The sequence below is a fragment of the Variovorax sp. LjRoot130 genome (assembly GCF_964253755.1).
Lineage (GTDB): Bacteria > Pseudomonadota > Gammaproteobacteria > Burkholderiales > Burkholderiaceae_C > Variovorax.
Window position 1 is genome coordinate 847,741 of record NZ_CAXURM020000001.1, and the last position, 24,760, is coordinate 872,500.

Genomic DNA, 24,760 nt, shown 5'->3' on the forward strand with positions numbered 1-24,760 from the left:
CGGTCAGTCGGAGCGCCCGCGCGGGGCGAAGTTCCGGGTGGCCCTCATGCGGCCCACCCCAGCACCACCCTGCGGGTGGTGGCGCTCTTCTTTTCGATCTTGGTCACGATGACCTGGCCGATCTCGCGTGTGTTCGCCACGTGGGTGCCGCCGCAGGGTTGGAAATCGATCTGTTCGGCATCCCCGATCCGGATGGTGCGGACCGTGCCCGTGCCGCGCGGCGGCTGCACGCTCATGCTCTTGACCAGCGCGGGATTGGCGTCGAGCTCGGCATCGGTGATGGCGCTCACGGCCAGCGGATGGCCGGCCGCGACCAGGCGCGCCAGGCCGGTCGTGAGCGCTTCCTTGTCCAGCGGATCGGTCATGTGGAAGTCCAGCCGCGCGTACTCGGGGGTGATCGAGCAGCCGTTGACCGGCTGCGGCACCAGGTGGCACAGCAGGTGGGTCGCGGTGTGGAAGCGCATGAGCTTGTGGCGGCGCTCCCAGTCGATTCGGGCCGTCACGGCATCGTCCGGCTTCAGCGTGCCCAGCAGTTCGGACTGGCCGGGCGCCGGCAGATGGACGATCTCGTTGGTCGCCCGGCCCTCGGCGTCTTTGCCCTTGCGCGTGTCGGCGATCGCCAGTTCGCGCCCGTCGGCCACCAGCAGGTGGCCGCTGTCGCCGGCCTGGCCGCCGCCCTGCGGATAGAACACCGTGCGGTCGAGCACGATGCCGGCTTCGTCGGCGCGCACGACGTGGGCCCGGCATTCGCGCAGGTAGGCGTCGGAGCGGAACAGGTCGTCGGTCATCGCCCGATGGTAGCGGCGCCACCGCGCCGGGGTGCACCCACGCCAGAAAGCGCCCACAACCGACAGCGGGAGCTTGCGCGATCCGGATGATTCGTGGCTGCATGGCCTGTAGTCGCCTGAAGGACATCCGACCCATGAAGCATTCCAAGCTTTCTTCGGCCGCTGCGCTGCTGGTCGCCGTCATGCTGCTCGCGGCTTGCGGGGAAACGGCCAAGCTGCCGCCCGAAGCCGGCATCGGCCCCACGCCGCAACTGCCCGCGCCCAACAAGACGCTGATCCCGACCGTCAACATCGCCCCGGCCACCGGCTGGACCGACACCGCCGGCCCGAGCGTGCCCAGCGGCTTCACCGTGACGGCGCTGGCCCGCGGGCTGGACCATCCGCGCTGGGTCTACCCGCTGCCCAACGGCGACGTGCTGGTGGTCGAGAGCAACAAGCCGCCGAAGCCGGAAGGCGCGAACGGCGGCGGCCTGATGGACATGATCAGGGGCGCGGTGATGGGTCAGATCATGAAGCGCGCCGGTGCCCAAGTGCCGAGCGCCAACCGCATCACTCTGCTGCGCGATGCCGACGGCGACGGCGCGGCGGAGGTGCGCCAGGTGTTCATGCAGAACCTGGTGTCTCCTTTCGGGGTCGCGCTGGTCGGCAACGAGCTCTTAATCGCCAACGCCGACGCGCTGGTCAAGGTGCCCTACGCCGAGGGTCAGACCTCGATCACGGCCGCCCCGACCAAGGTGACCGATCTGCCGGCCGGCATCAACCACCACTGGACCAAGAACGTGATCGCCAACCGCGAGGGCACCAAGCTCTACGTAACGGTCGGCTCCAACAGCAACATCGGCGAGAACAGCTTGGCGGCCGAAGAGGGCCGGGCCGCGATCTGGGAGGTCGACGTGAAGAGCGGCGAGAAGCGGTTGTTCGCCACGGGTCTGCGCAATCCCAACGGCATGGCCTGGGAACCGGAGACCAACGTGCTGTGGACGGTGGTGAACGAGCGCGACGAGATCGGCAGCGACCTGGTGCCCGACTACCTGACCTCGGTGAAGGATGGCGCCTTCTACGGCTGGCCCTGGAGTTATTACGGCCGCCATGTCGATGTGCGGGTGACGCCGCCCCGGCCCGAGATGGTGGCCAAGGCTGTGGTGCCCGACTATGCGCTGGGCTCGCACGTCGCAGCGCTGGGCTTGGCCTTCTCCAACCCGCGTGGCATGCCGCCCGAGTTCGCCAACGGCGTGTTCATCGGCGAGCACGGCTCGTGGAACCGCAGGCCGCTGTCGGGCTACAGGGTGGTGTTCGTGCCCTTCAGCGGCGGCCGGCCCAGCGGGCCGCCGGTCGATTTCGTCACCGGCTTCCTGAGCGCCGACGAGAAGGCGCAGGGCCGTCCGGTCGGCGTGGCGCTCGACAAGAGCGGCGCGCTGCTGGTGGCCGACGATGTGGGCAACGCCGTCTGGCGCGTCGCGCGAGCGAAGTAGCTGCCTCTAGAAGCCTTGCAGCACCACCTTGCCCTGCGCCTTGCCGCTCTCGATCAGCGCATGGGCGCGGCGCAGGTTCGCCGCATTGATCGTGCCGAAGCTTTCGTTGGCCGTGGTGCGGATGCGGCCCGCATCGACCAGCGCGGCGACTTCGGCCAGCAGCTCGCCCTGGCGCGCGACGTCGGGGGTCTCGAACTTCGAGCGCGTGAACATCGACTCCCAGTGCAGCGAGATCGCCTTGCCCTTGAGCGGCATGGCATCGAACACCGCCATGTCGTCGATCACCGCGAGCTGGCCCTGGGGCTTCAGGCTTTCGACGATCTGCGCGTAGTGCTGCCCGGTCTGCGTCAGGCTGGCGACCATGTCGACTTCGCCGATGCCGGCAGCCTTGAGTTCGCCGGCGAGCGGCTTCGAGTGGTCGATCACCGCGTGTGCGCCCAGCGCCAGGCACCAGGCGCGCGTTTCGGCGCGCGAGGCGGTCGCGATGATGCGCAGCTGCGTGAGCTGGCGCGCCAGCTGGATGAGGATCGAGCCGACGCCGCCGGCGCCGCCGACGATCAGGAGCGTCTGCCCGGCGCCGCCGTTCTTCGGCACCCGGAGCCGGTCGAACAGCAGCTCGTAGGCGGTGATCGTGGTCAGCGGCAGGGCTGCGGCCTGCGCGTCGTCCAGGCGCTTCGGCGCGAGCGCTGCGATGCGTTCGTCTACCACATGCAGTTCGCTGTTGGTGCCGGGCCGGGTGATCGAGCCTGCGTAGTACACGCGGTCGCCCGGCTTGAAGCCTTGGACCGCCGCACCGACGGCCTCGACCGTGCCGGCCGCGTCCCAGCCCAGCACCTTCGTCTCGGCCGCCCCCGGCCGCGCGCCCTTGCGCACCTTGGTGTCGACCGGGTTCACGGAAATCGCCTTCACCCGCACCAGCAGGTCGCGCGCGCCGGGCGTGGGCTCGGGCAGGCTGAGGTCTTCGAGCGAGGCGGGATCGTCGATGGGAAGGGATTGGCGGTAGCCGACGGCTTTCATGGTGTGTCCTTGGAGGAATGGAATCGATGCGGTCGAATGTAGGCATCGCGGCCGGCTTTGATAAGCTGCCCGCAAAGCGCATCAGTTTCAAATGAAAATTGAAAATATCGCGGACCTCCACGTGCTGGTGCACACGGCGCGCGGCGGCACCCTCACGGCGGCGGCGCGCGCGCTGGGCATCACGCCCGCGGCGGCCAGTGCGACCTTGAAGCGGCTCGAGGCACAGCTCGGCGCACGCCTGTTCGAGCGCTCGACCCGCGCGATGCGGCTCACGCCGCAGGGCCAGACGCTGCTCGACTACGCAAGCCGCGCCTTCGAGCTGCTGGCCGAAGGCGAGTCGCTGGTGGCGGCCGATCGCGGCGCGCTGGTCGGCACGGTGCGCGTCGCCGCGCCTTCGGACCTCACGCGCAGTGCGCTCCTGCCGTGGTTCGACGACTTCCTCGATGCGCATCCGGGCCTGCAGCTCGCGCTCTCGGTCGGCGACCGGCCGCTCGACGTCACGCGCGACGAGGTCGACGTGGCGCTGCGCTACGGCGCGCTGGCCGATTCGCGGCTGGTGGCGCGCAAGCTGGCCGATTCGCGTCCAGTGCCGTGCGCTTCGCCCGCCTACCTTCGCCGGCACCCAGCGCCGCAGGTGCCGCAGGACCTGCTGCAGCACAACTGCCTGACCTTCCATCGCAGCGGCCGGCGCCAGCGCGTCTGGCGCTTTGCGCGCAACGGCCAGTGGACCGAGGTGCGCGTCGACGGCGACCGCATCGTCGACGACGCCTCGCTCGCGCGCCAGTGGGCGCTCGCGGGCCGCGGCATCACGCTCAAGTCGGCGCTCGACGTGCAGCAGGACGAGGCCTCGGGTGCGCTGGTGCGGCTTCTGCCCGACTGGGACACCGAGCCCTATCCGCTGCACGCCCTGCTGCCCAGCGGCCGCTTCGTGCCGGCGCGGGTGCGTTCGCTCATCGATTTCCTGGCGGCCAAGTTCGCGGCGCTGCCCTCGCACCACTAAGCTCGCACCACTAAGATTGCCTCATGACTGCCCTTGCCAGCCGCTTCTGGTCCCAACTCACGACACGCGATTTCGCCGCGCTCGATCCGGCCGCGACCGTCGCGGTGCTGCCCCTGGGCGCGACCGAGCAGCACGGCCCGCATCTGCCGCTGGGCGTGGACTCGACCCTGGTCGACGGCATCGTCGCCGCCGCGCTGCCGCTGCTGCCGGCCGAGCTGCCGGTGCTGTTCCTGCCGACCCAGCAGATCGGCCTGAGCCCCGAGCACGCGCGCTTTGCGGGCACGCTCACCCTGTCGGCTGAGACGCTGATCCGGGTCTGGAACGAGATCGGCGCCGGCGTCGCGCGTGCGGGCGTCAGGAAGCTGGTGCTTTTCAATGCGCACGGCGGACACACCGGCGCGATGGACATCGTCGCGCGCGAGCTGCGTGCGGCGCACGGTCTCATCGTCTACAGCGCGAGCTGGTTCAACCTGCCGCTGGGCGATGCGGGCGCGCAGTTCAGCGCCGACGAACACCGTTTCGGCGTGCACGCCGGCGAGATCGAGACCTCGATGATGCTGGCCCTGGCGCCGGGCCAGGTGGCGATGCAGGCGGCGCGCGATTTCGGCTCCAGCTCGCGCCAGCGCGCGGCCGATTACCCGGTGCTCGGCAACGGCAGGAGCGCCAGGCTGGGCTGGGCCATGGAGGACTACAACCCCGCAGGTGCCGCCGGCAACGCCGCCGCGGCGACCGCAGAGAAAGGCCGCGCGGTGATCGACGCCGCGGCGCGCCAGCTCGCGGCGCTGCTGGCAGAAGCATCGCGCCTGCCGCTGTCGACCGCGCACACCGGGCCGTTGGGCTGAACAGCCTCAGCCGGCCACCGCCGGCCCGCCCGGCGCGGCTTCCTTGATCTTGATCGTGCCGTCGGGCCGCTCGCAGGTGCCGATGAGCAAGCCGCTGGCGACCGCATGCGCGCGCAGCGCATCTACCACCTCATCGCGCCCCGGGCTGGCCGAGAACGCGGGCGCGCTGGCCAGCGCGAAGAGCTGGAAGGCGTAGCGGTGCACGCCGTGTCCCGGCGGCGGATCGGGCGGCAGCCAGGCGGCCTGGAGGTAGGAATTGCGGCCGGTGTGAACGCCGGTTCCCTCGTTGCCGGCACTGGCGATCGCGGCCTCGGGCAGGTTGCCGTCCTCCCCCGGAAGGTCGACCACGATCGCATGCACCAGCGGATGGGGCGTCGGCGAATCGGCATCCTCGACCAGCAGCACCAGCGAAGCGGCGCCGGCCGGCACGCCGGTCCATTGCAGGGGCGGCGACAGGCCCTCGCCGTCGGCCGTGTAGCGCGGCGGCAGCGGCGCATGGTCGACGAAGGCCAGGCTGGCGACCGAGATCGAGGCCATGCCCTGGCGCAGCCCCAGGGTGTTGAAGGCGATCTCGTCGAGGCCGGCGCGCACGCCGTGCAGGGCGTGGCCGATGGCTTCGGGAAGCTTTTCGAGCATCCCGCCTGTATAGCTCGCGGGCGGCAGCAGGCGTGTAGGCAGGCTCCGCTATCATGAAACGGCGCTGCGCTCCCGCGGTCGCCTCTTCCCTCCCATTCCAATACCAAGGAAGCGTATGAGCATCGTCTGGACCATCCTGATCGGTTTCGTCGCGGGCCTCGTGGCGCGCGCCATCAAGCCCGGCGACGACTCGGCCGGCTTCATCGTGACCACCTTGATCGGCATCGCCGGTTCGCTGATCGCGACCTACCTGGGGCAGGCGATGGGCTGGTACACCGCGGGCCAGGGGGCCGGCTTCATCGCCTCGGTGGTCGGCGCGATCGTGCTGCTCTTCATCTGGGGCCTCGTCAAACGCAAGTGAGCGTGCCGGGCAGCGATGGCCCGCAAATCCAGGGCGCACCACCATGTCTACGTCGTCGAACTCGACGACCGGGTCTGGAACATCGCCCGCTTCCGGCGCGCCAACCCCGACTATCGGCTCGGCCAGCCCTTCGTCTACGTCGGCATGACGGGGCTGGATCCCGACGTACGCTTCGACAAGCACAAGGCTGGCATCCAGGCCAACGCCTTCGTGCGTGACTATGGGCTCAGGCTGTTGCCGGCCCTTTATGCGGTCTACAACCCGATGCCCTACGAGGCCGCGCGCGAGATGGAGGTCGAACTCGGCATCGCGTTACGCGAAGCCGGCTATGGCGTCTGGCAAGCTTGAAATAAGCTCTCCCCCAGGCTTCGCGCACTTTGTGTCGCTACGCCAACCCCCTCACCGGGGGCAACACCAGCGGGCCGGCAAAGCCGGTTCCGCGGTGTTCCTGGAAGGGAGCTCGGGAACGCTTTGACGTGCAACGACAGGAGGCGCTATGGACGGTACGGCCTGCATCGTGATGACCACCGCCAGCACCGAGGACGAGGCGGAAGCGCTCGCCGCCGCGATCGTCGAGGCGGGCCTCGCGGCCTGCGTGCAGGTGCAGCGCGTGCGCAGCTTCTATGTCTGGCAGGGCACGCTGCACCGCGAGCCCGAATGGCTGCTTTTCATCAAGACCCTCGCCGCGCGCTATGTGGTGCTGGAAGCCTTCATCCGGGAACGCCACAGCTACGAAATGCCGGAGATCGTGCAGCTGCCGATCACGGCCGGGTCCGCGGACTACCTGCGCTGGCTCGCTGACGGCAGCGCGGGCGTCGCTCAGGCGTAGGTCACCCAGTCCGCCCAGGCCGGGCCGTCGAGGTGCGGCAGCGTGTTGTAGGTCACCAGCATGTGGCGCTTGGGCGTGAAGGCGAATTCGGTGACGGCGGTGTTGCGGATGCGCAGGTTCAGCTCGATGGTGGTCTCGGGGCTGGTGCCCAGCACGTGGCCGACCGCGGTGCTGATCGGGCCGCCGCTCGACACCACGAGGACCCGGGCGCCGTGGTGCTTGCCGCGCACGTGGTCCAGCGCGCTCGTCACCCCGGCCAGGAAGTCGACGTAGCTCGGCATCCCGGCCGGTGCCGTCCGGCCCTGCATCCAGGCACCCAGCCCGTCGCGCAGCAGCCGGAAGTGGTGGCGGTACTTCTCGGGTGAATCGGGCTTCTCGAGCTTCTCGGGATGGATGGTCGCAATGACCGCTTCGGCGTCGTACTCGTCGAGTCCCGGCCAGGGCAGCACGTCGTCGCGCGCGAGGCCCAATCCTTCGGCGATGCCTTCCCAGGTCTGGCGATGGCGTTTCAGGGTGCCGGTGATGACGGCATCGAACTGCATGCCGCGCTCGCGCCAGTACTCGCCCAGGCGCCGCGACTGCCGATGGCCCAGTTCGCTCAGCTGGTCGTAGTCGGCCGCGCCGAAGCTGGCTTGTCCGTGGCGTACGAGATAGAGGGTTCCCATGCGCGGAATTCTGCCGGCGCGCGCCGGAAAAGCGGGTCACTGCTGCGACCTTTCTGCGCTGGACGGGTGGGGTGATGGGCGCTGAAGTGTGAACTTTTTCATACAAATCATGTAATGAGTTGAATCACAAAGTTCTCATTCTGTAAGAATGCAAACTTTCGTTAACACCGATCGAGAGCTGCCGGTCCAGGGACGCCGCTTTCATAACAAGAGGACAGCAGAGCATGAACAAGTCATATCGGAGCGTCTGGAATCCCGCACTCGGGGCATGGGTCGCGGTGTCGGAGATCACGGCCGCGCGCGGCAAGCGCTCCGGCGGCCTGGGCAGCCTGCTGGTCGCGGCGGGCCTGAGCGTCCTGGCGGCATCCGGCGCCGCGCAGACCGTCGACTACAACGACGGCGACAACCTGGCGGCTGCGATCGACACGACGCCGTCGGACGTGACCCTCAACAGCCTCGGTGCGGGCACGGCCACGCAGAGCGGCGTCGTCAGCGGTACCAACGGCATCGTCAAGACCGGCGCCGGCATCATCGTCCTGGGCGCTTCCAACACGTACCAGGGCACCACGACGATCAATGCGGGCGCCTTGCAGGTGAATTCCGATGCCAACCTCGGCACCGGCGGAGCCATCGCTTTCGGTGGCGGCACGCTGCGCCTGGGCGCCGACAACTTCTCGAGCGGCCGCGCGATCGTGCTCGGCGCCGCCGGCGGCACCGTCGATGTGGCCGGCACCCAAACCAATACGCTGAGCGGCCAGATCACGGGCAGCGGCGTGCTCACGCTGCGCAACACCGGCACCAATGCGCTAGGCAGCGAGACCCAGCGCCTGAGCATCGACAACGCCGCGAACAACTACACGGGCGGAACCGTCCTGCAGGGCAACGGGACGGCCGGCCGCCTCAATGTCTGGACGCACACGACGGGCTCCTTCGGCAGCGGCCCGATCACCATCCTTGAGAACGCCGAGTTGCGCTTCCAGGACGCCACCGCGAGCGCCGGCAACCTCGCCATCACGGTGCCGGTCGGCGTCAACACCAACGTCAACGGCAGCAACAGCGGCCTCCAGTTCCAGAACGGCGCGAACGCCGGCACGGCGACGATCACCAACAACGGTGCAGGCACCTATGTGCTGTTCGGCGGCGGAGGAGCCAGCGCGCAGCAGGCGACCCTCAACAACAACGGCGGCCGGCTGATCTTCCAGGAGAACAGCAACGGCGGCACCGCCACCCTCAACAACGGCGGCACGCTCCAGATGGCGAACACGGCGGACCTGAGCGGTGCCACCGTCGTCAATACCGGCCAGGTCTACGTCAACGACATCAGCGCGCCGGCGGCGGCGATAGGTTCCCTGTCGGGCTCGGGCAGTGTCGTACTCGGCACCGCCACGCTGCAAGTGGGGGCGCTGAACAAGAACGACACCATCAGCGGGGTGATCTCGAACACGGGCCCGGGCTCGCAGGACAAGAACGGGTCGCTCTACATCAATCCCGTGATGCTCGGCAACGGCGCCGTGGTCAAGGTCGGCGCCGGCACCCTGACCCTGACGGGCGACAACACCTACACCGGCGGCACCACCATCAGCGGCGGTGCCCTGCAGCTGGGGGCGGGCACCGCCAGCGGCAGCGTGCAAGGCAACATCGCCATCGGCAGCGGCGCTTCGCTGATCGTCAATCGCTCGGACAACATCACACTGACCAACGCGCTCAGCGGCAGTGGCTCGCTGGCGCAGAGCGGCCCCGGCACCACGACCATCGGCACGGCCAACACCTACAGCGGCGGCACCACGCTCAATGCCGGCGGGCTCACCATCACGGCCGTTGGCGCGCTGGGCACTGGCGCCGTGACGATCAACGGCGGCACTTTCGGCACGCAGGTCCAGCTGGACAACGCCGTCGTCGTGAACAACAGCTTCAATGTCGCGCCGGTCGCCTCCTCCACCTGGACCGGCCCGGTGACGCTGAATGCAGACGCCACGCTGACCCACGTCGCGCCGCTGGGCTCGATCGTGTTCGCGGGCAGCATCGGCGGTGCGCACGGCATCACGCTCGATGGGGTCGGCGGCGGCTGGAGCGGCTACGCGTACAACGCCGTCAATACCTACAGCGGCACGACCACGGTGCAGGGCAACGCTAACCTGCTGCTGGCAGCCGCGGGCACCGTGCCGGGCGACCTCGTCGTCAACGGCAACGGCAGCGTGCTCGTGAACGGCAACGGCCGCCTGGCGCCGACCGCGAACCTCACGGTCAATTCCACCGGCAATGTCGTCGCGGGGCAGCCCGTGTCCGGCGTCGAATTGCTCAACGCGACCCAGACCATCGCCCTGCTGAACGGCAGCGGCACGGTCGGGCTGAACGGCAGCGAGCTGACGGTCGGCGCCGGCAATTTCAGCGGCGCGATGTCGAACGGCGTCTTCATGCCAGGGCCGCCCCCCGGCGCTGGTTCGCTGGTCAAGGCCGGCACCGGTACCCTGACGCTCTCAGGCGCCAACACCTACACCGGCAGCACCGCCGTCAGCGGCGGCACCTTGCGTGCCGGCGCGACCAACACCCTGAGCGCCGTGTCGGCGCACAGCGTGGCAGCCGGCGCCACGCTCGACCTGGCGGGCTTCAGCCAGAGCATGGCCTCGCTCAACAACGATGGCACCGTCTCGCTGGTCGGCGCCACGCCCGGAACCACGCTGACGGTGAACGGCCCCTACGTCGGCAACAACGGCACCTTGCGCCTGGGCACCATGCTCGGCGCCAGCGGCCCGTCCGACCGGCTGGTGCTCGACGGCGCCACCGCCGTCGCCAGCGGCAGCACCACCTTGCAGATCACCAACCTCGGCGGCCTCGGCGGCCAGACCGTGGGCAGCGGCATCGAGGTGATCACCGCGCTGAACGGCGCCGCCACCACGGCGCAGACGACCAAGAGCGCCTTTGCGCTCGGCGGAGCGGGCCACGTCGATGCCGGCGCCTTCGAGTACCGCCTGTACGCCGCCGATGCGAGCGGCGCCGGGGAGAACTGGTATCTGCGCTCGGAAGTGATTCCGCCGCCCCCTCCGCCCCCGCCACCGCCCCCGCCGCCTCCCGGCCCGCCGGCGCCTCCGGCTCCACCTGCGCCTCCGGCTCCGCCGGCTCCCCCGGCGCCACCCGCTCCGGCGCCCGCGCCGGTACCGGTCACGGCCTACCGCGCCGAGGCCCCGATGCTCGCGGCCCTGCCGTCGCAGCTGCGCCGCACCGACCTCGCGATGATCGGCAGCCTGCGCAGCCGCCTCGGCGACGACGATGCGAGCGCGCGCGCGATCGCCAGCCTGACGCCGGTGGGCGGTGCGCTCTCGGCCGAGCGCCGCGCCTGGGCACGTGCCGTCTATAGCGATGTCGACATCCGCCAGTCGGGTGTCGTCAGCCCATCGACGCAGGGCCACGTCGCCGGCGTCCAGGCGGGCACCGATCTCTACGTCTCACAGCTCGGGGATTGGCACGCCGGCGTGTATGTCGGCACCCTCGACGGCGATGCCGACCTGAGCGGCTTCGCCAGCGGCGTCTATCGCCCGGTCGGCAGTACCGATCTGCGCGCCCGCTACCTCGGCGCCTACGCCTCGTATGCCAACGCGACCGGCTTCTACGTCGACACCGTGCTGCAGTACGGCTCGCATCGCTACACCATCCGTCCGCTCGGCGGCCTCGCGGCCTCGGGCAAGGGCAACAGCCTGACGGCCTCGGTCGAAGTCGGCCAGGCCTTTGCGCTCGGCGGCGGCTGGACGATCGAGCCGCAGGCGCAGCTGAGCTACCGCAAGGCGCGTGTCGACGACCTGGCGATCGCAGGCGCCCTGGTGCAGCAGGACGATTCCGGCAACTGGACCGCCGGCCTCGGCGTGCGCGTGAAGGGGGACATTTCCACCGCGGCCGGGCGGCTGCAGCCCTATGCACGCGTCGGCGTGGTTCGCGGCAGCGGCGGCAGCGATGTCGCGCGCTTCGTCAACGGCCCTTTCGTCACGCCCATCGGTAGCACGGGCAACTACACCTCGGTGGAACTGGCGGGCGGCGCCACGCTGTCGCTGAGCAAGACCGTGAGCCTGTACGGCGAAGTCGGCAAGGTCTTCAGCGCCGGCGGCGACACCAAGGTGAAATCGTCGATCCAGGGCGCGATCGGCGTGCGCGTGCGCTGGTAGCAAAGAAAACGCGGCGGGTGGAACTCGCGTGCGCCGGGCGGCTCGTACCGCCATGCGTGTCCTGACCACCTCCCCCGGTTCTCTTCCCCGGCGCACGGTCGCCGCCGCGCTGGTCGCAGCGCCCGCCCTCTGGCTCGGCGCGCGCGCGCAGGCGGCGCGCCTCGCCACGCCGTCGCAGACCGAAGGGCCGTTCTACCCCGTGCGCCTGCCGCAGGACGTGGACAACGACCTGCTGCGCAACGGCACGCTGAACTACCGCAGCGGCCAGCCGGCCTGGGTCGAGGGCAGCGTGACCGACCTGGCCGGCCGGCCGCTGCGCGGCGCCCAGGTCGAGATCTGGCAGTGCGACCAGGACGGCCACTATCACCACCCCGGCGACGGCGACCGCGCCGATGCCGCGTTCCAGGGCTTCGGCCGAGTGGCGGTCGATGCCGACGGCCGCTATCGCTTTCGCACCATCCGGCCCGTGGCCTACAGCGGCCGCACGCCCCACATCCATGTGAAGGTGAAGTTGGGCGCACGCGAGTTGCTGACGACGCAGCTCTATGTGGAGGGCGACCCCGGGAACGCGCGCGACTTCCTCTGGCGCAACCTGCCGGAGGCCTCGCGTGCCGCGATCACCGTGCCTTTCGAGCCGGCGGCGGATGGCGTGCGGGCGCGTTTTCCGATCGTCATCGCGGCCTGAGGCGGGCCGCTCTCAACGCTGCGACAGCACCTCGGCGAACATCGCGGCATCGACGTTGCCACCGGTCAGCGCAATGCCGACCGTCTTGCCCTGCCAGCGCGAGCGCTGCTGCATCGCGCCCGCCAAGGCCGCCGCGCCCGCGCCTTCGGCCACGTTGTGGGTGTCGGTGAACAGCGCGCGCATCGCCGCGGCCACTTCCTCGTCGCTCACCGCGACCACCTCGTCGGCTTCGCGCCGGATCACTGCCAGCGCCTCCGGCACCGGTGTGCGGCAGGCCATGCCGTCGGCCAGCCGCGTGCTGACGGGCGCTTCGATCGCCCGGCCGGCACGGAACGAATCGAGATACGCGGTCGCATGCGCCGACACCACGCCGACGAGCCGCGTCTTGACGCCGCAATGCGCACGCGCCGCCGCCGCGGCCGCGAAGCCGGAGCCCAGTCCGATCGGCACGAACAGCACCTCGGGCGGCGCATCGGCCAGCGCTTCGAAGAATTCCACATAGGCGGTCGCGACGCCGCGCACCAGCTCGCGGTGGAAGGAGGGCACGCGATGCAGCCCGTCGCGCTCGGCCAGGTGCGCGGCATGCTCGCTCGCGGTCTGGAACTCGTCGCCGTGCTCGACCAGCGTGACGCCGAGCGCGCGCATGGCTGCGTTCTTCTCGACCGAGTTGCCGTGCGGCACCACGATGGTCGCCGCCAGGCCGTGGCGCCGCGCGGCGAAGCCGACCGACTGGCCGTGGTTGCCGCGCGTGGCGCTGATCACATGGCGCACCCCGGGCTCGTCGCGCGCCAGCGTCTCGAAGTAGGTGAGCCCGCCGCGCAGCTTGAAGGCGCCGGCCGGCGTGTGGTTTTCATGCTTGGTCCACACCGTGCAGCCCAGGCGCCCGGCCAGCAGCGGCCAGGCATACTGCGGCGTCGGCGGCATCGCCGCGTAGACGGTGCGGCGCGCGGCGGCGATCTCTTCGCGTGTGAATCGCATCGGCTACTTGCGTTCCGGCAGCGCGATGCGCACCGCGAGCGCGGCCAGCACGCTGCCCATCACATAGCGCTGGGCGCGCAGCCAGCCTTCGCTTCGCGACAGGAAGGCCGTCAGGCGCGCGGCACTCAGCACCAGCAGCACGTTGACGGCACCGCTGACGCCGATCTGCACCGCGCCCAGCATCAGGCTCTGCAGCAGCACCGAGCCGCGCTCGGGATGCAGGAACTGCGGGAAGAAGGAGAGGTAGAACATCGCCACCTTGGGATTCAGCAGGTTGGTGACGAAGCCCATGCTGAAGAGCTTGGCCGGCGGATCGTCGGGCAGCAGCCGGGCCTCGAAAGGCGCGCTGCCGCCCGGCTTGACCGCCTGCCAGGCAAGCCACATCAGGTAGGCCCCGCCGGCCAAACGGATGGCGTCGAAGGCGAAGGGCACGGCGATCAGCAGCGCCGTCAGCCCCAGCGCCGCGGCCATCAGGTGCACCACGAAGCCCAGCAGCACGCCGGCCAGCGACATCAGTCCGGCCGCGCGGCCCTGGCACAGCGCGCGCGAGACGCAATAGATCATGTTCGGGCCGGGCGTCAGCACCAGCACCAGCGCGGCGAGCGCGAACAAAGCGAGTTCGGTGAAGCTCATCGGCATGTCAGATCCCCTCGGAGTCGAGCGTGACGGTGCCGCGCGGCGTATCGAACACCGCGCGGAGCTTGGGCGCGCCGGTGCTCACCGGCACGTTCGAAAGCCCGATGGCTTCCATCGCCGCGTCCAGGTCGCCGGCGCGCGGATGCGCGACGGTCAGCGAACGCAGCCTGACGCCGGAATCGGCCATGCCGTCGCTCGGATGCACCGGGCCCCATTCGATCAGCGTGGGCAGCGTGCCGTACATCAGGCGTTGGCCGTCGTCGCGCACCGTGATCTGCCATGCGAGCCGGCCGGCCGGCGTCTCGCGCGAGGCTTCGAGCACGCGGCCGCGGTCGATGCGCTGCCGCGCCAGGGCCTGCACGGCCGCGCCGGCATCGGGCACCTCGGCCACGAAGTGCACCAGCCGCGGCCCGCCGCGTGCCAGGCCGGCCTGCAGCTCGGCATCGTCGAGGTCGAACCAGCGATGGGTGCCGGCGGCCCGCGTCGGCCTGGCCTTGGGGTCGATCGCGATGATCTCGAGATAGGCGCGCGGGAATTCGACGGTTGCGATCTTCATCAGGCGGTTGTGTGTGCCCATCAGCGGATGCGCGCCGCCTGGGCCGGGCGCGATGCCGAAAGTGGCTTCGCACCACTGGACGCCTTCGTCGAGGTCGCCGGCGGCGATCACAAGGTGGTCGATGCGCGCTTGCACGAGGCCTCCTAGAGCGTGACCTTGCCGTCGATGCAGGTGACCGAGTCGCCGCCGATCCAGACCTGGCTTTCCGCGTCGCGCGACACATGGACGCGTCCTGCGCGGCCCAGGCACTGGCCTTGCGCCGCGAGGTAGCGTTCGGGCAGGTGCCCATCGGCGATCAGCCATTGCGCGAGGCTGGCGTTGAGGCTGCCCGTGACCGGATCTTCCTCGACGCCGATCGGCGCCGCGAAGGCGCGCACCTCGAGGCCGATGCCTTCGTCGTTCGAGCGCGCGAAGGCGCGCGCCTCGCGGTTGGAACGCGAGATCAGGGGCGAGGCTGCATCGTCTTCCGCCGCAGGGACGCCCGCCACGCCGACCTTCTGGCCGAGCTCCTTGAGCATGCGGTGGTCGGGCTTGAGCGCGAGCACGGTGTCCGCGTCGTCGAGCAGCAGGCCCAGCCACACCGGACCGTTGTCGAGCTGCTGCGCAGCCACGATCTGCTGCGATTTGAGGCCCAGCGCGGCGGCCACCTTGGCCAGCAGCGAGGGGCTCGGCGCGCTGCGCCTGAGCGGCGGCGCGGCGAAAACGAGGCGTTCGCCCTCGTGCCGGATCGGCACCAGGCCTGCGGCGCACTGCTGGACGATGCGGCCTGCCGCCTTGGGCCGGCCGCCGGCCTGCAGCCAGGCATGGCAGCTTCCCAGCGTCGGGTGGCCGGCAAAGGGCAGCTCGCCGCCCGGCGTGAAGATGCGCACGCGGTAGTCGGCCGACGGTTCGCTGGGCGGCAGCAGGAAGGTGGTCTCTGAAAGGTTGGTCCACTTCGCGAAGCTCTGCATCGCGGCATCGTCGAGGCCGGTGGCGTCGAGCACCACCGCGAGGGGATTGCCGAGATAGGGCTTCGCCGTGAAGACGTCGACTTGCTTGAAGGGGCGGGTTTTCATGAGCTTCATTCCAGTGCGAGGTCGAGCACGCCGCGTGCGCCGGCGCGGCTGCGCAGATCGGCGAACCAGCGCTCGACATGCGGCCAGGCGGGCCGCGTGTATTCGGTCTGCGGCAGGCCGAACCAGCGGTGCGCTTCACAGCCCACCGGGATGTCGGCCATCGTGAATGCATCGCCGAGCATGAAGGCGCGCGTGGCGAGGTGCGCGTCGAGTAGCGCGAACAGCGGCTCGGTGGCATGCACCGAATGCGCGATCACGGCCGGGTCGCGCTGGCCCGAAGGCACGCGGACCCACTGCCTGAAGGCACCGGCGCTCACCGGATTCAGCGTGGTCTGCTGCCAGTCCATCCAGCGCTCGGCGTCGAAGCGTGCGGCCAGCGGCTCGGGATAGAGCTTGCCGGGCGAGTGCTTGGCGCAGAGGTAGCGCACGATCACGTTCGATTCCCAGAGCGTGACGCGGCCCTCGCCCTCGCCGTCGTCGATGGCCGGCACCAGCGCGTTCGGATTGAGCCTCAGGTATTCGGGCGTCTGGACGATGCCGAACTTGCCGCCGGCCTCGGTGCGCTGGAAATCGAGCCCGATCTCCTGCGCGCACCACACCACCTTGCGGACGTTGATGGAGCTGATGCGCCCCCAGATATTGAGCATGGTCAGAATCCCTTCGAGGGGCGGTCGATCAAGAGAAGACGAACGGCCAGCGCGAGCATCACCGTGGCGAGCAGGCCGCGCTGGAAGCCGGCGGAGCCGCGCCGGCGCTGCAGCCAGCGGCCGATCTGTCCGCTGCAGGCACTCAGCACGGTGTTGAAGACGAGCCCGGCCAGCGAGAGCGCGACACCCAGCAACACCAGCTGCATCGGCACGCTGCCGCGCGCCGGGTCGACGAACTGCGGCAGGAAGACCATGAAGAACAGCAGCGCCTTCGGATTCACCAGGTTGTTGAGCCAGGCCATGCGCAGCACGCGCGCGAAGCCGGCGCGATCGGCGTGCGCCTGCAGGCGTGCATCGCCCGAGCGGAGCGCCTGCCAGGCGAGCCACAGCAGGTAGAGCGCGCCCGCATAGCGCAGCAGGTCGAAGGAGGGCGGCCATGCCGCCACCAGCGCGGTGACGCCGGTCGCGGCGCACAGGGTGTGGACCAGGTCCGCCGCCGCGATGCCGAGCCCGGCCGCGAAGCCGGCGCGCGGCCCCAGTGCGACGCCGTGCGAGAGCACGAAAGCCATGTTGGGCCCGGGCGAGAGGAACAGCGCCAGCACCGCCACCAGGAAGAGCGAGAGGGTCGCGAGGTCGATCATGGCGTGCGCGTCTCGAGGTAGGGCGTGATGTTCTTCATGGCGCGCGCGACATAGGCTTCTTTTTCGCCCACCGGCGCGACGTAGTGGAGCGCATCGGCCGCGGCCTCGGGGCCCTCGGTGCGCGCGATGATCCACGCAGCGAGATAGGGCGACGCGAGGCAGCCGCCCGCGGTCGCCACGTTGCCGGCCGCGAAGAAGGGCTGGTTCAGCACCTCGATGCCGGCCTCCTGCACCCAGGGCTTGGTCGTCAGGTCGGTGCAGGCCGGCACGGCGCCCAGCAGGCCCAGCTTGGCCAGCAGCAAGGTGCCCGAACACTGCGCGCCGATCAGCTGGCGCGACGGGTCGAGCGTGAGCGCCGAGAGGATGGCCGGATCGGCCGCGATCTCGCGCGTTCGGATGCCGCTGCCGACGATCACGGCCTCGGCCTCGCAGGCATCCGCCAGGGATGCGCTGAGCTTCACCGTCACGCCGTTCATGGACGTGACTGAGGCGCTCGGTCCGGCCAGGCTGACGCGCCAGCCCGGCTTCTTGATCCGGTTGAGGACGCCGAGCGCGATCAGCGAGTCGAGCTCGTTGAACCCTTCGAAGGTGAGGATGGCGATGTGCATCGTCGTGCCTTGATTCGATGCCCGTTACACGGGACTGGCGGCGAGTTGGCGCTCGACCTCGGCAGCCGCGTTGTGCGCCAGCTGCTCGCGCACGGCCTCGCCCAGCGCGGTGATCGCGGTGTCGATCTCCTCGACGCTCGCGGTCACGAAGGACAGGCGCAGCGTACGCGGATCGCTGGCTCCCGCATAGAAGGGCGCCCCCGGCACGAAGGCCACGCCGCGTTCCACCGCCTTCGGCAGCAGCGCCACCGCGTCCATGCCCTCGGGCAGGCGCAGCCACAGGAACATGCCGCCGGCCGGCTTGTTGAACTCCACGCCCAGGCCCTTCATCTCGCGCGCCAGTGCGGTCAGCATCGCATCGCGCTGGCGCTTGTAGAGCGCGCGGATGGTCGGCACGTGGCGATCGAGGAAGCCCTCTTTCATCACTTCGGCCACCATGCGCTGGTTGAAGCCGGGGCTGTGCAGGTCGGCCGCCTGCTTGGCCTGCAGCAGCTTCGGGAAGATGGCCTTGGGCGCCACCATGAAGCCCAGCCGCAGGCCCGGCGCCAGCACCTTCGAGAAGGAGCCGAGGTAGACGCAGCCTTCGGGGTTGCGCGCGGTCAGCGGCAACGGCGGGGCTTCGTCGAACCAGAGGTCGCCGTAGGGGTTGTCCTCGACGATCGGAAGCCCGGCCTTCGCGGCCGCGGCCGATACTGCGGCTCGGCGCTCCTCGGTCATCGTGCGGCCGGTGGGGTTCTGGAAGTTGGGCAGCAGGTAGACGAAACGCGCGTCCTTCGCTTTTGCCACGAGGTCGTCGACCGACACGCCCTCGTCGTCGCTGGCCACGCTCACGGGCTCGGGCTCCATCGGCGAGAAAGCCTGTAGCGCGCCCAGGTAGGTGGGCGTCTCGACCAGCACGCGGCTGCCCGGATCGAGCAGCACCTTGGCGATCAGGTCCAGGCCCTGCTGCGAGCCGGTGGTGATCAGCACCTGCGCCGGATCGACCGGCCAGGGCAGCATCGCCGCGACCGCTTCGCGCAGCGGGGCGTAGCCTTCGCTGGCGGCGTACTGCAGCGCGGCCTGGCCGTCCTTGTGCAGCACTTCGGCGCAGGCCTCGGCGAAGGCGCTGATCGGGAAGGTCTTGGGCGAGGGCAGGCCGCCGGCCAGGCTGATGATGCCGGGGCGCTCGGTGACCTTGAGGATTTCACGGATCACCGAAGGGTTCATCTTTTCGGCGCGGGCGGCGAGTTTCCAGTTCATGTCGTTTCCTTGGATGTGCGAGTCGTTATCGTGATGCCGCTGCGAGCACGGCGGGCGTGCGCGGTTGCGAGAGCTTCTTGCCGGCCACCACGGTGGCCACCACCGCCCCCGCGAAGCCGAGGGTGACGATGTCGATCGGCTCGCCGAGCAGCGGCACCGCGGCGAGGATCGAGAGAAAGGGTTGCAGCAGCTGGGTCTGGCTCACGCGCAGCGCACCGCCCATCGCGAGGCCGCGGTACCAGGCGAAGAAGCCCATCCACATCGAGAATACGCCGACGTAGACGAAGCCGATCCAGGCCGAGACGGCCACCGGCTGCTCGGGCCACAACCACAGCGTGCCCGGCAGCGTGACGGGCAGCGCCATCACGCAGACCCAGCAGATCACGCGCTCCGCGCCCAGGGCTGTAGTGACCTGCGCGCCGTAGATGTAGCCCAGCGAGGCGGCGAACACCGCGCCGACCAGCAGCAGGTCGCCCCAGGCGAAGCCGAAGGCGGCGCCCTGGTCGCCCGCGCGCAGCACGGAGAACACGATCACCAGCGCGCTGCCTGCCAGCGCGCAGAGCCAGAAGCCGAGCCGCGCGCGCTGGTGGAGCACCCAGGCCGCGCAGGCTGCCGTGACCAGCGGCAGCAACGCCGTGACCACCGCCGCATGGCTCGCGCTGACCACGCGCAGCGCATAGGCCAGCAGCAGCGGGTAGCCGATCGCGTTGCCCAGCACGGCCATGCCAAGCGGCTTCCACTGATGGCGCTGCGGCAAGGGTGGCCGCGTGACGAGCAGGAAGATCGCCGACAGCACGCCGGCCAGCGCCGCGCGGCCCAGCGTCACGAACCAGGGCGAGAGTTGCGGCGCGTCCTGCGTGCCGGTGGCGAGCCGCGTCATCGGCAGCGTGACCGCGAAGAAGGCGACGCCCAGCACGCCGAGCCACATGCCCAGAGTCTCGTCCTTGATCTTCATACGCTCGCCATCCACCAGGCCGTGAGCACCAGCACGGCGGCCATGGCGCGGTTGAACCAGAGCAGCCGCTTTCCCTGGGCCAGCCAGTTGCGCAGCAGCGCGCCGGCCAGCGCATAGATGAAGTTGCTGGTGAAGGCATAGACCAGCATCACCGGCGCCACGATCGCAAGACGCTGCAGCGCATCGGCATGGCCGGCGATCCAGCCCGCCACCAGCGTCAGCGCCAGCAGCCAGGCCTTGATGTTGAGGAACTGCAGCAGCACGCCCTGCTTGAAGCCGACCGAGAGGCGCCGGCCGTCGGCCTGGCCCATCGTCGCGCTGCCGCTGAGTTTCCACGCCAGCCACAGCAGATAGGCGACGCCGAGCGCCTTGATGGCCCAGCGCAGCGACGGCGCGGCGAGCACCAGCGCGCCGATGCCGGCCGCGCACAGCAACAGCAGCAGGGTCCAACCCACCGGTACTGCAAAGACGAAACGCATCGCGCGCGGCAGGCCGCCGTTGGCGGCGAGCGTGGTCGACAGCGTGGTGTTCGGTCCGGGCGAGAAACTCATCGCCGTGGCCAACACCAGCAGCGCGGTGAATTCTTGCCAGTTCATGGGACACACTCTAAACTGAGGACCATTACAGTACCGATACAGATCGCCGGACAAGAGTCGAGCCTGTATCGGTCCAACGATCGACACAGAACACAGACGCGCATGCTGACACGGACCTCGACCCAGTCGCTGACGGAGCAACTCGCCGACCGTTTTTCCGAGCGCATTCGCACGCGCCTGCTGGCGCCCGGCGCGCGCCTGCCCTCGGTGCGCGAGTGCGCGCGGCAGCAGGGCGTGAGCCCGCACACGGTGGTCGCGGCCTATGACCAGTTGCTCGCGCAGGGCCTGGTCGAAGCCCGGCGCCAGCGTGGCTTCTATGTGCGCGACTCGATCGCGGCACAGGCCGGGCCGGCCTTGTCGACCATGGGCCCGATCTCCGAGCAGCCCGCCGCCAAGCCCGTGCCCGCCGATGCGAGCACCCTCATCCGCGGGATGTTCCATCGTCCCAGCGACAAGCCGCAGCCTGGCATGGGCGTGTTCCCGTCCGAATGGCTGGACTCGCCCTTCACGGCCGCTGCGGTGCGCCGCGTGACGAGCACCCGGGCGCTCAAGGATTTTTCGCTGCAGTACGGCGAGCCCGCGGGCGACAGCGGCCTGCGCCGCAGCCTGGCGACCAAGCTGGCGAACATCAACGTGCCGGCCGGGCCGGAACAGATCGTGACCACCGTCGGGGCGACGCACGCGCTCGACATCGTGAGCCGCACGCTGCTGCGCGCCGGCGACGCGGTGATGGTCGAGGAGCCCGGCTGGGCGCTGGAATTCGCGCGGCTCGAGGCGCTCGGCATGCGCATCCTGCCCGTGCCGCGCAAGGCCGAAGGGCCGGATCTCGAAGTGATGGAGCGTTACTGCGATGCTGGGAACGGCCACAAGCCCAAGCTCTTCGTGAGCGTGAGCGTGCTGCACAACCCGACCGGCTACAGCCTCACCCCGGGCAGCGCGCACCGCGTGCTGCAGCTGGCGAACAAGCACAACTTCCACATCGTCGAGGACGACACCTACAGCCATCTCGCGCCCGAGCATGCCACCCGGCTCAGCGCGCTCGACGGACTACAGCGCACCATCTACGTGAGCGGCTTCGCGAAGATCCTGGCGCCCAACTGGCGTATCGGCTTTCTCGCTGCCTCGCCGGCCTTGGTGGGGCGCATGCTCGAAACCAAGCTGCTCACGACCTTGACCACGCCCTCGCTGTTCGAGCGCGCGCTGGCGTGGTGTATCGACCAGGGGCAGTTGCGCCGGCATGCCGAGCGCATCCGGCTGCGGCTTGACGGCGCACGTGGACGTACTGTCAAGCTGGCGCTCGCAGCCGGCTGCACGCTGGCCTCGGAGCCGGCGGGGCTGTTCGGCTGGGTCGACACCGGTGTCGACACCGATGCGCTGACCCAGCGCATGCTCGACGAGGGCTATCTGCTGGCGCCGGGCTCGCTGTTCCATGCGCGTCGTCCGCCGAGCACCCTGATGCGGATCAACTTCGCGACGGCGCAGGACGCGACTTTTTGGAAGGTGTTCGCGCGGGTGAAGACGCAGCTCTGAAGCCGGGCGCCTCAGAGTAGCCGGTCCGGCGCGAACGGGCCGAACAGCTTCAACAACAGCCGCAAGCCGACACTGGCGTCGGGCTCGGTGGCGCTGTCCTTCAGTCCGCTGTTCTGCGGCGCGCGCCATACGAGGCCGTTGTCGTCGCGCTCCACATGCCATGCGCCGTCGCGCATGGCAATCTCGATCTGGCCACTCGCGACGCGGCAGAGTTCGTCGCTGCGGATCAGGAGCGCGATCTCGGTGTTCTGCAGTTGCGAGCGCAGATCGAGGTTCATCGAACCGACCACCAGCAGCCGGCCGTCCATCACCAGCGCCTTGGAATGCAGCATCGAGCGTGATTCGCCGGGCTCGCTGCCGCCCGCGGAGCCGAAAGCACTGCCGAGCCCAGCCTGTTCGCTGCGCATCTCGTACAGGCCGACGCCCATCGACAGCAGCTCTTCGCGGTGCCGCGCATAGCCCACATGGGCGACCGGCGCATCGTTGGAAGCCAGCGAGTTCGTCAGCACGCGGATCCGGACGCCGCGCGCGAGTGCCGCCGCGAAAGCCTGCTTCATGTCCTGCCCAGGCACGAAGTAGGGCGAGATGATGAGCAGCTCGCTCTTCGCCTGGCCGATCAGCTGCAGCAGGCCCTCGACCACCGTTTCGCCGTCGGCAGCCGTATCGGCCGCGGCCGCGAGCGAGCTGCCGCCGCGCGTTGCGGCCGAAGAAGGCCGTCGGCCTTGCTGCGTCACGACGAGGCCCGGTGCCTTCTCATTGCCGGGACTGCCGCGCGGCACATCCGCCGGGATCTTGGCTGGCTTGTCGACCAGCACCGCCGCGGGTGCCCAGACGAAGGTCGCGCTCGTCAGGTCCATCGGCTTCTCGTCCCAGGCGCGAGCGCGCCGTTCGGTCGCAGGCGCAGCATTGGGAGGGCGTGGCTCGCTATCGTTCTCTTGCGTCTTGGGCTCGGCGCGGGTCTCGTTGCGAATCGCCTCGAGTTCTTCACGCGTCACCAGCGACTGCACCGGATAGGCGCGTTCGTTGTTCCAGTAGGCGTCGAAGCTTCGCGAAAGGTCTTGCACGACCGGCCCCGCGGCCAGCACATCGAGGTCGACGAAATTGCCCGCTTCGCCATTGCCGAAATAAGCATCGCCCAGGTTGCGCCCCCCGGTCACGCCGAGCACGTTGTCGGCGATGAAGAGCTTGTTGTGCATGCGCTGCTGGATGCGCGACGCATCGTCGAGCGCATTGAAGAGGCGGCCCAGGCTCGAGCCCCTCGCCCCCGCCAGCGGGTTGAACATCCGCATCTCGATGCTCGGAACGAAGGCCAGGCGCATCACCAGCGCGTTTCGCCCCGTGCTGTGAAAGTCGTCGAGAAGGATGCGCACGCGCACGCCGCGCTGTGCCGCATCGCGTACCGCCTGGAGCAACCGGTCGGTGCTGGCGTCGGCATGAATGGCGTAGTACTGCAGGTCGAGGGTCTTCTGTGCGCCTTCGGCCAGCGCGAGCCGGCTGCCGTAGGCGGCCGGCGGACCGTTGAGCAGCAGAAAGCCGGATTCGGAGCGGGCGCCGGCGGCGGTTCGGCGTTGCTGCACCAAGGCTGCGAGCGGGGTCCCGGCGGGCGAGGCCAGCGAAGTCGAAACCGGCCGTTGCACATCCTTGGGCAGTTCGGCGCAAGCCGGCAGTACCAGCGCAATGCCCACTGCCACGCACCAGCGGCGGGCGGATCGTCCGAGAGCGCGGAATGCGAACATGCAGCAATTGATGAGTTTGGGTAACTACATGTATAGCGCAGCCGCGCCACGCCGCGCGTCGGACGAAAGCCCGGCTATCCCTGGCGCGCCGCGCCGAGTTCTTCCCAGCGCTCGAGCGCGGCCAGCAGTTCGTCGTCGATCTGCGCATGGCGCTCGCCCAGTTCAGCTGCGCGCGATGCCTCGTTGGCGTAGATGGCGCCGCCGTCGAGTTCGAGCATCTCGGTGATGCGCTTCTGTTCTTCTTCCAGGGCTGCGATCTGCGTGGGCAGTGTCTCGAGTTCGCGCTGCTCCTTGTAGCTGAGCTTCTTGCGGGGCGTCGCGCGCGGGGCGGCTTCGGCGGCGGGCGCCGCGGCGGCCGCCGCAGGGGCTGGAGCGGGCGCAGATGCGGCCGCTCTTTGGGCGGCGAACTCTCGTGCGCGCTTCGACTGGATCAGCCAGTCCTGCACGCTGCCTTCGTACTCGCGCCAGTGGCCGCCGCCTTCGAAGGCGATGGTGCTGGTCACCACGTTGTCGAGGAAGGTGCGGTCGTGGCTCACGAGGAAGACCGTGCCGTCGTAGTTCTGCAGCAAGTCTTCGAGCAGCTCCAGCGTGTCGATGTCGAGGTCGTTGGTCGGCTCGTCGAGCACCAGCACATTGGCCGGCCGCGCGAACAACCGCGCGAGCAGCAGGCGGTTGCGTTCCCCGCCGCTGAGCGAGCGCACCGGTGAATGCGCGCGCGCGGGCGAGAACAGGAAGTCTGCGAGGTAGCTCTTGACGTGCTTGCGCTGGTTGCCGATCTCGATCCACTCGCTGCCGGGGCTGATGAAGTCTTCCAGCGTGGCGTCGAGATCGAGCGCATCGCGCATCTGATCGAAGTACGCCACCTGCAGGTTGGCGCCGCGGCGGATCTTGCCGCTGTCGGGCTCGAGTTCGCCGAGGATCAGCTTCAGCAACGTGGTCTTGCCGGCGCCGTTCGGGCCGATCAGGCCGACCTTGTCGCCGCGCAGGATGGTGCCGGTGAAGTTCCGGATGACGGTGTTCTCACCGAAGGCCTTGGAGGCTCCCGTGAGTTCCGCGACGATCTTTCCGCTCGACTGGCCGGAGGCGACGTCCATGTTCACGCTGCCGATCACTTCGCGCCTGGCCGCGCGGTTG

At 69.6% G+C, this 24,760-nt stretch carries 25 protein-coding genes (1 of these 25 cut by a window edge); 9 read left to right on the plus strand and 16 right to left on the minus strand.

Annotated elements, in window-relative coordinates:
* Nucleotides 1-44 precede the first annotated feature (44 nt).
* Entirely contained in the window at nucleotides 45-788 is a 744-nt protein-coding gene (locus ACSQ86_RS04270) for an alanyl-tRNA editing protein (protein WP_436308530.1), read from the minus strand.
* Between the two features lie 134 nt (nucleotides 789-922).
* On the opposite strand from ACSQ86_RS04270, the gene ACSQ86_RS04275 reads away from it, so the two are divergent.
* The gene (locus ACSQ86_RS04275) at nucleotides 923-2,260 is read left to right on the plus strand and encodes a PQQ-dependent sugar dehydrogenase (RefSeq protein ID WP_436308531.1); all 1,338 of its coding nucleotides are present in this window, start codon (nucleotides 923-925) and stop codon (nucleotides 2,258-2,260) included.
* Nucleotides 2,261-2,266: 6 nt separating this feature from the next.
* Here ACSQ86_RS04275 and ACSQ86_RS04280 read toward each other — a convergent pair whose 3' ends face one another.
* Nucleotides 2,267-3,277 (minus strand): zinc-binding alcohol dehydrogenase family protein, encoded by a 1,011-nt coding sequence (locus ACSQ86_RS04280; protein ID WP_436308532.1) that lies wholly within the window; start codon nucleotides 3,275-3,277, stop codon nucleotides 2,267-2,269.
* Between the two features lie 91 nt (nucleotides 3,278-3,368).
* On the opposite strand from ACSQ86_RS04280, the gene ACSQ86_RS04285 reads away from it, so the two are divergent.
* Both ACSQ86_RS04285 and ACSQ86_RS04290 read left to right on the plus strand, forming a co-directional pair.
* Nucleotides 3,369-4,277 (plus strand): LysR family transcriptional regulator, encoded by a 909-nt coding sequence (locus tag ACSQ86_RS04285; RefSeq protein WP_436295436.1) that lies wholly within the window; start codon nucleotides 3,369-3,371, stop codon nucleotides 4,275-4,277.
* Nucleotides 4,278-4,300: 23 nt separating this feature from the next.
* Nucleotides 4,301-5,119, plus strand: a complete 819-nt coding sequence (locus ACSQ86_RS04290) for a creatininase family protein (RefSeq protein WP_436302803.1) — start codon at nucleotides 4,301-4,303, stop codon at nucleotides 5,117-5,119.
* A 6-nt stretch (nucleotides 5,120-5,125) separates the two neighbouring features.
* On the opposite strand, the gene ACSQ86_RS04295 is transcribed toward ACSQ86_RS04290, so the two are convergent.
* Complete coding sequence (locus ACSQ86_RS04295) at nucleotides 5,126-5,755, minus strand: YbhB/YbcL family Raf kinase inhibitor-like protein (protein WP_436308533.1); 630 nt, start codon at nucleotides 5,753-5,755, stop codon at nucleotides 5,126-5,128.
* Nucleotides 5,756-5,870: 115 nt separating this feature from the next.
* Here ACSQ86_RS04295 and ACSQ86_RS04300 point away from each other — a divergent pair, with 115 nt between their 5' ends.
* The 3 genes from ACSQ86_RS04300 to cutA all read left to right on the plus strand — a co-directional run bounded on the left by ACSQ86_RS04300 (nucleotide 5,871) and on the right by cutA (nucleotide 6,945).
* Nucleotides 5,871-6,116: a GlsB/YeaQ/YmgE family stress response membrane protein gene (locus ACSQ86_RS04300; protein WP_093111353.1), complete on the plus strand. Its 246-nt coding sequence runs from the start codon at nucleotides 5,871-5,873 to the stop codon at nucleotides 6,114-6,116.
* Between the two features lie 15 nt (nucleotides 6,117-6,131).
* Nucleotides 6,132-6,464, plus strand: a complete 333-nt coding sequence (locus ACSQ86_RS04305) for a hypothetical protein (protein ID WP_093111355.1) — start codon at nucleotides 6,132-6,134, stop codon at nucleotides 6,462-6,464.
* Nucleotides 6,465-6,612: 148 nt separating this feature from the next.
* The gene (gene cutA / locus ACSQ86_RS04310; protein WP_093111357.1) at nucleotides 6,613-6,945 is read left to right on the plus strand and encodes a divalent-cation tolerance protein CutA; all 333 of its coding nucleotides are present in this window, start codon (nucleotides 6,613-6,615) and stop codon (nucleotides 6,943-6,945) included.
* On the opposite strand, the gene ACSQ86_RS04315 is transcribed toward cutA, so the two are convergent.
* On the minus strand, nucleotides 6,936-7,610 hold the full coding sequence (locus ACSQ86_RS04315; protein WP_436295438.1) for a histidine phosphatase family protein: 675 nt from the start codon (nucleotides 7,608-7,610) through the stop codon (nucleotides 6,936-6,938). The genes cutA and ACSQ86_RS04315 overlap by 10 nt on opposite strands.
* Nucleotides 7,611-7,834: 224 nt before the next feature.
* Between ACSQ86_RS04315 and ACSQ86_RS04320 the strand changes: the two genes are divergently transcribed.
* Together ACSQ86_RS04320 and ACSQ86_RS04325 are read left to right on the plus strand one after the other, a co-directional pair.
* Entirely contained in the window at nucleotides 7,835-11,764 is a 3,930-nt protein-coding gene (locus ACSQ86_RS04320) for an autotransporter outer membrane beta-barrel domain-containing protein (RefSeq protein ID WP_436308534.1), read from the plus strand.
* 52 nt (nucleotides 11,765-11,816) lie between these two features.
* Nucleotides 11,817-12,449: an intradiol ring-cleavage dioxygenase gene (locus ACSQ86_RS04325; RefSeq protein ID WP_436308535.1), complete on the plus strand. Its 633-nt coding sequence runs from the start codon at nucleotides 11,817-11,819 to the stop codon at nucleotides 12,447-12,449.
* A 12-nt stretch (nucleotides 12,450-12,461) separates the two neighbouring features.
* Here the strand turns inward: ACSQ86_RS04325 and ACSQ86_RS04330 are convergent, their stop codons facing one another.
* Genes ACSQ86_RS04330 through ACSQ86_RS04375 form a run of 10 tightly spaced genes read right to left on the minus strand, consistent with a single transcriptional unit; the run spans nucleotide 12,462 to nucleotide 20,360 of the window.
* Complete coding sequence (locus ACSQ86_RS04330) at nucleotides 12,462-13,427, minus strand: threonine dehydratase (RefSeq protein WP_436308536.1); 966 nt, start codon at nucleotides 13,425-13,427, stop codon at nucleotides 12,462-12,464.
* Nucleotides 13,428-13,430: 3 nt separating this feature from the next.
* Complete coding sequence (locus ACSQ86_RS04335) at nucleotides 13,431-14,066, minus strand: LysE family translocator (RefSeq protein ID WP_436302807.1); 636 nt, start codon at nucleotides 14,064-14,066, stop codon at nucleotides 13,431-13,433.
* Nucleotide 14,067: 1 nt separating this feature from the next.
* Entirely contained in the window at nucleotides 14,068-14,754 is a 687-nt protein-coding gene (locus ACSQ86_RS04340) for a VOC family protein (protein WP_436302808.1), read from the minus strand.
* 8 nt (nucleotides 14,755-14,762) lie between these two features.
* On the minus strand, nucleotides 14,763-15,674 hold the full coding sequence (locus tag ACSQ86_RS04345; RefSeq protein ID WP_436302809.1) for a PhzF family phenazine biosynthesis protein: 912 nt from the start codon (nucleotides 15,672-15,674) through the stop codon (nucleotides 14,763-14,765).
* 5 nt (nucleotides 15,675-15,679) lie between these two features.
* A complete protein-coding gene (locus ACSQ86_RS04350; protein WP_436295442.1) occupies nucleotides 15,680-16,321 on the minus strand; it encodes a glutathione S-transferase family protein in 642 nt (213 codons plus the stop codon).
* A gap of 2 nt (nucleotides 16,322-16,323) precedes the next feature.
* Entirely contained in the window at nucleotides 16,324-16,962 is a 639-nt protein-coding gene (locus tag ACSQ86_RS04355; protein ID WP_436308537.1) for a LysE family translocator, read from the minus strand.
* Nucleotides 16,959-17,570 (minus strand): DJ-1/PfpI family protein, encoded by a 612-nt coding sequence (locus ACSQ86_RS04360; RefSeq protein ID WP_093111377.1) that lies wholly within the window; start codon nucleotides 17,568-17,570, stop codon nucleotides 16,959-16,961. Before ACSQ86_RS04360 ends, ACSQ86_RS04355 begins: the two co-directional genes overlap by 4 nt.
* Nucleotides 17,571-17,594: 24 nt before the next feature.
* A complete protein-coding gene (locus tag ACSQ86_RS04365) occupies nucleotides 17,595-18,809 on the minus strand; it encodes a PLP-dependent aminotransferase family protein (RefSeq protein WP_093111379.1) in 1,215 nt (404 codons plus the stop codon).
* Between the two features lie 25 nt (nucleotides 18,810-18,834).
* A complete protein-coding gene (locus tag ACSQ86_RS04370; RefSeq protein WP_093111381.1) occupies nucleotides 18,835-19,764 on the minus strand; it encodes a DMT family transporter in 930 nt (309 codons plus the stop codon).
* A complete protein-coding gene (locus ACSQ86_RS04375) occupies nucleotides 19,761-20,360 on the minus strand; it encodes a LysE family translocator (protein WP_093111383.1) in 600 nt (199 codons plus the stop codon). The genes ACSQ86_RS04370 and ACSQ86_RS04375 overlap by 4 nt, the downstream gene beginning before the upstream one ends.
* A gap of 102 nt (nucleotides 20,361-20,462) precedes the next feature.
* On the opposite strand from ACSQ86_RS04375, the gene ACSQ86_RS04380 reads away from it, so the two are divergent.
* Nucleotides 20,463-21,890: a PLP-dependent aminotransferase family protein gene (locus ACSQ86_RS04380; RefSeq protein WP_436302811.1), complete on the plus strand. Its 1,428-nt coding sequence runs from the start codon at nucleotides 20,463-20,465 to the stop codon at nucleotides 21,888-21,890.
* Nucleotides 21,891-21,901: 11 nt separating this feature from the next.
* Here ACSQ86_RS04380 and ACSQ86_RS04385 read toward each other — a convergent pair whose 3' ends face one another.
* Entirely contained in the window at nucleotides 21,902-23,626 is a 1,725-nt protein-coding gene (locus ACSQ86_RS04385; RefSeq protein ID WP_436308538.1) for a phospholipase D family protein, read from the minus strand.
* A gap of 74 nt (nucleotides 23,627-23,700) precedes the next feature.
* Nucleotides 23,701-24,760, minus strand: partial view of an ATP-binding cassette domain-containing protein gene (locus tag ACSQ86_RS04390; RefSeq protein ID WP_436308539.1) — the 3' portion only. The gene runs 848 nt beyond the window's last position; the window shows 1,060 of its 1,908 coding nt (coding positions 849-1,908); its start codon lies beyond the right edge, outside the window; the stop codon is at nucleotides 23,701-23,703.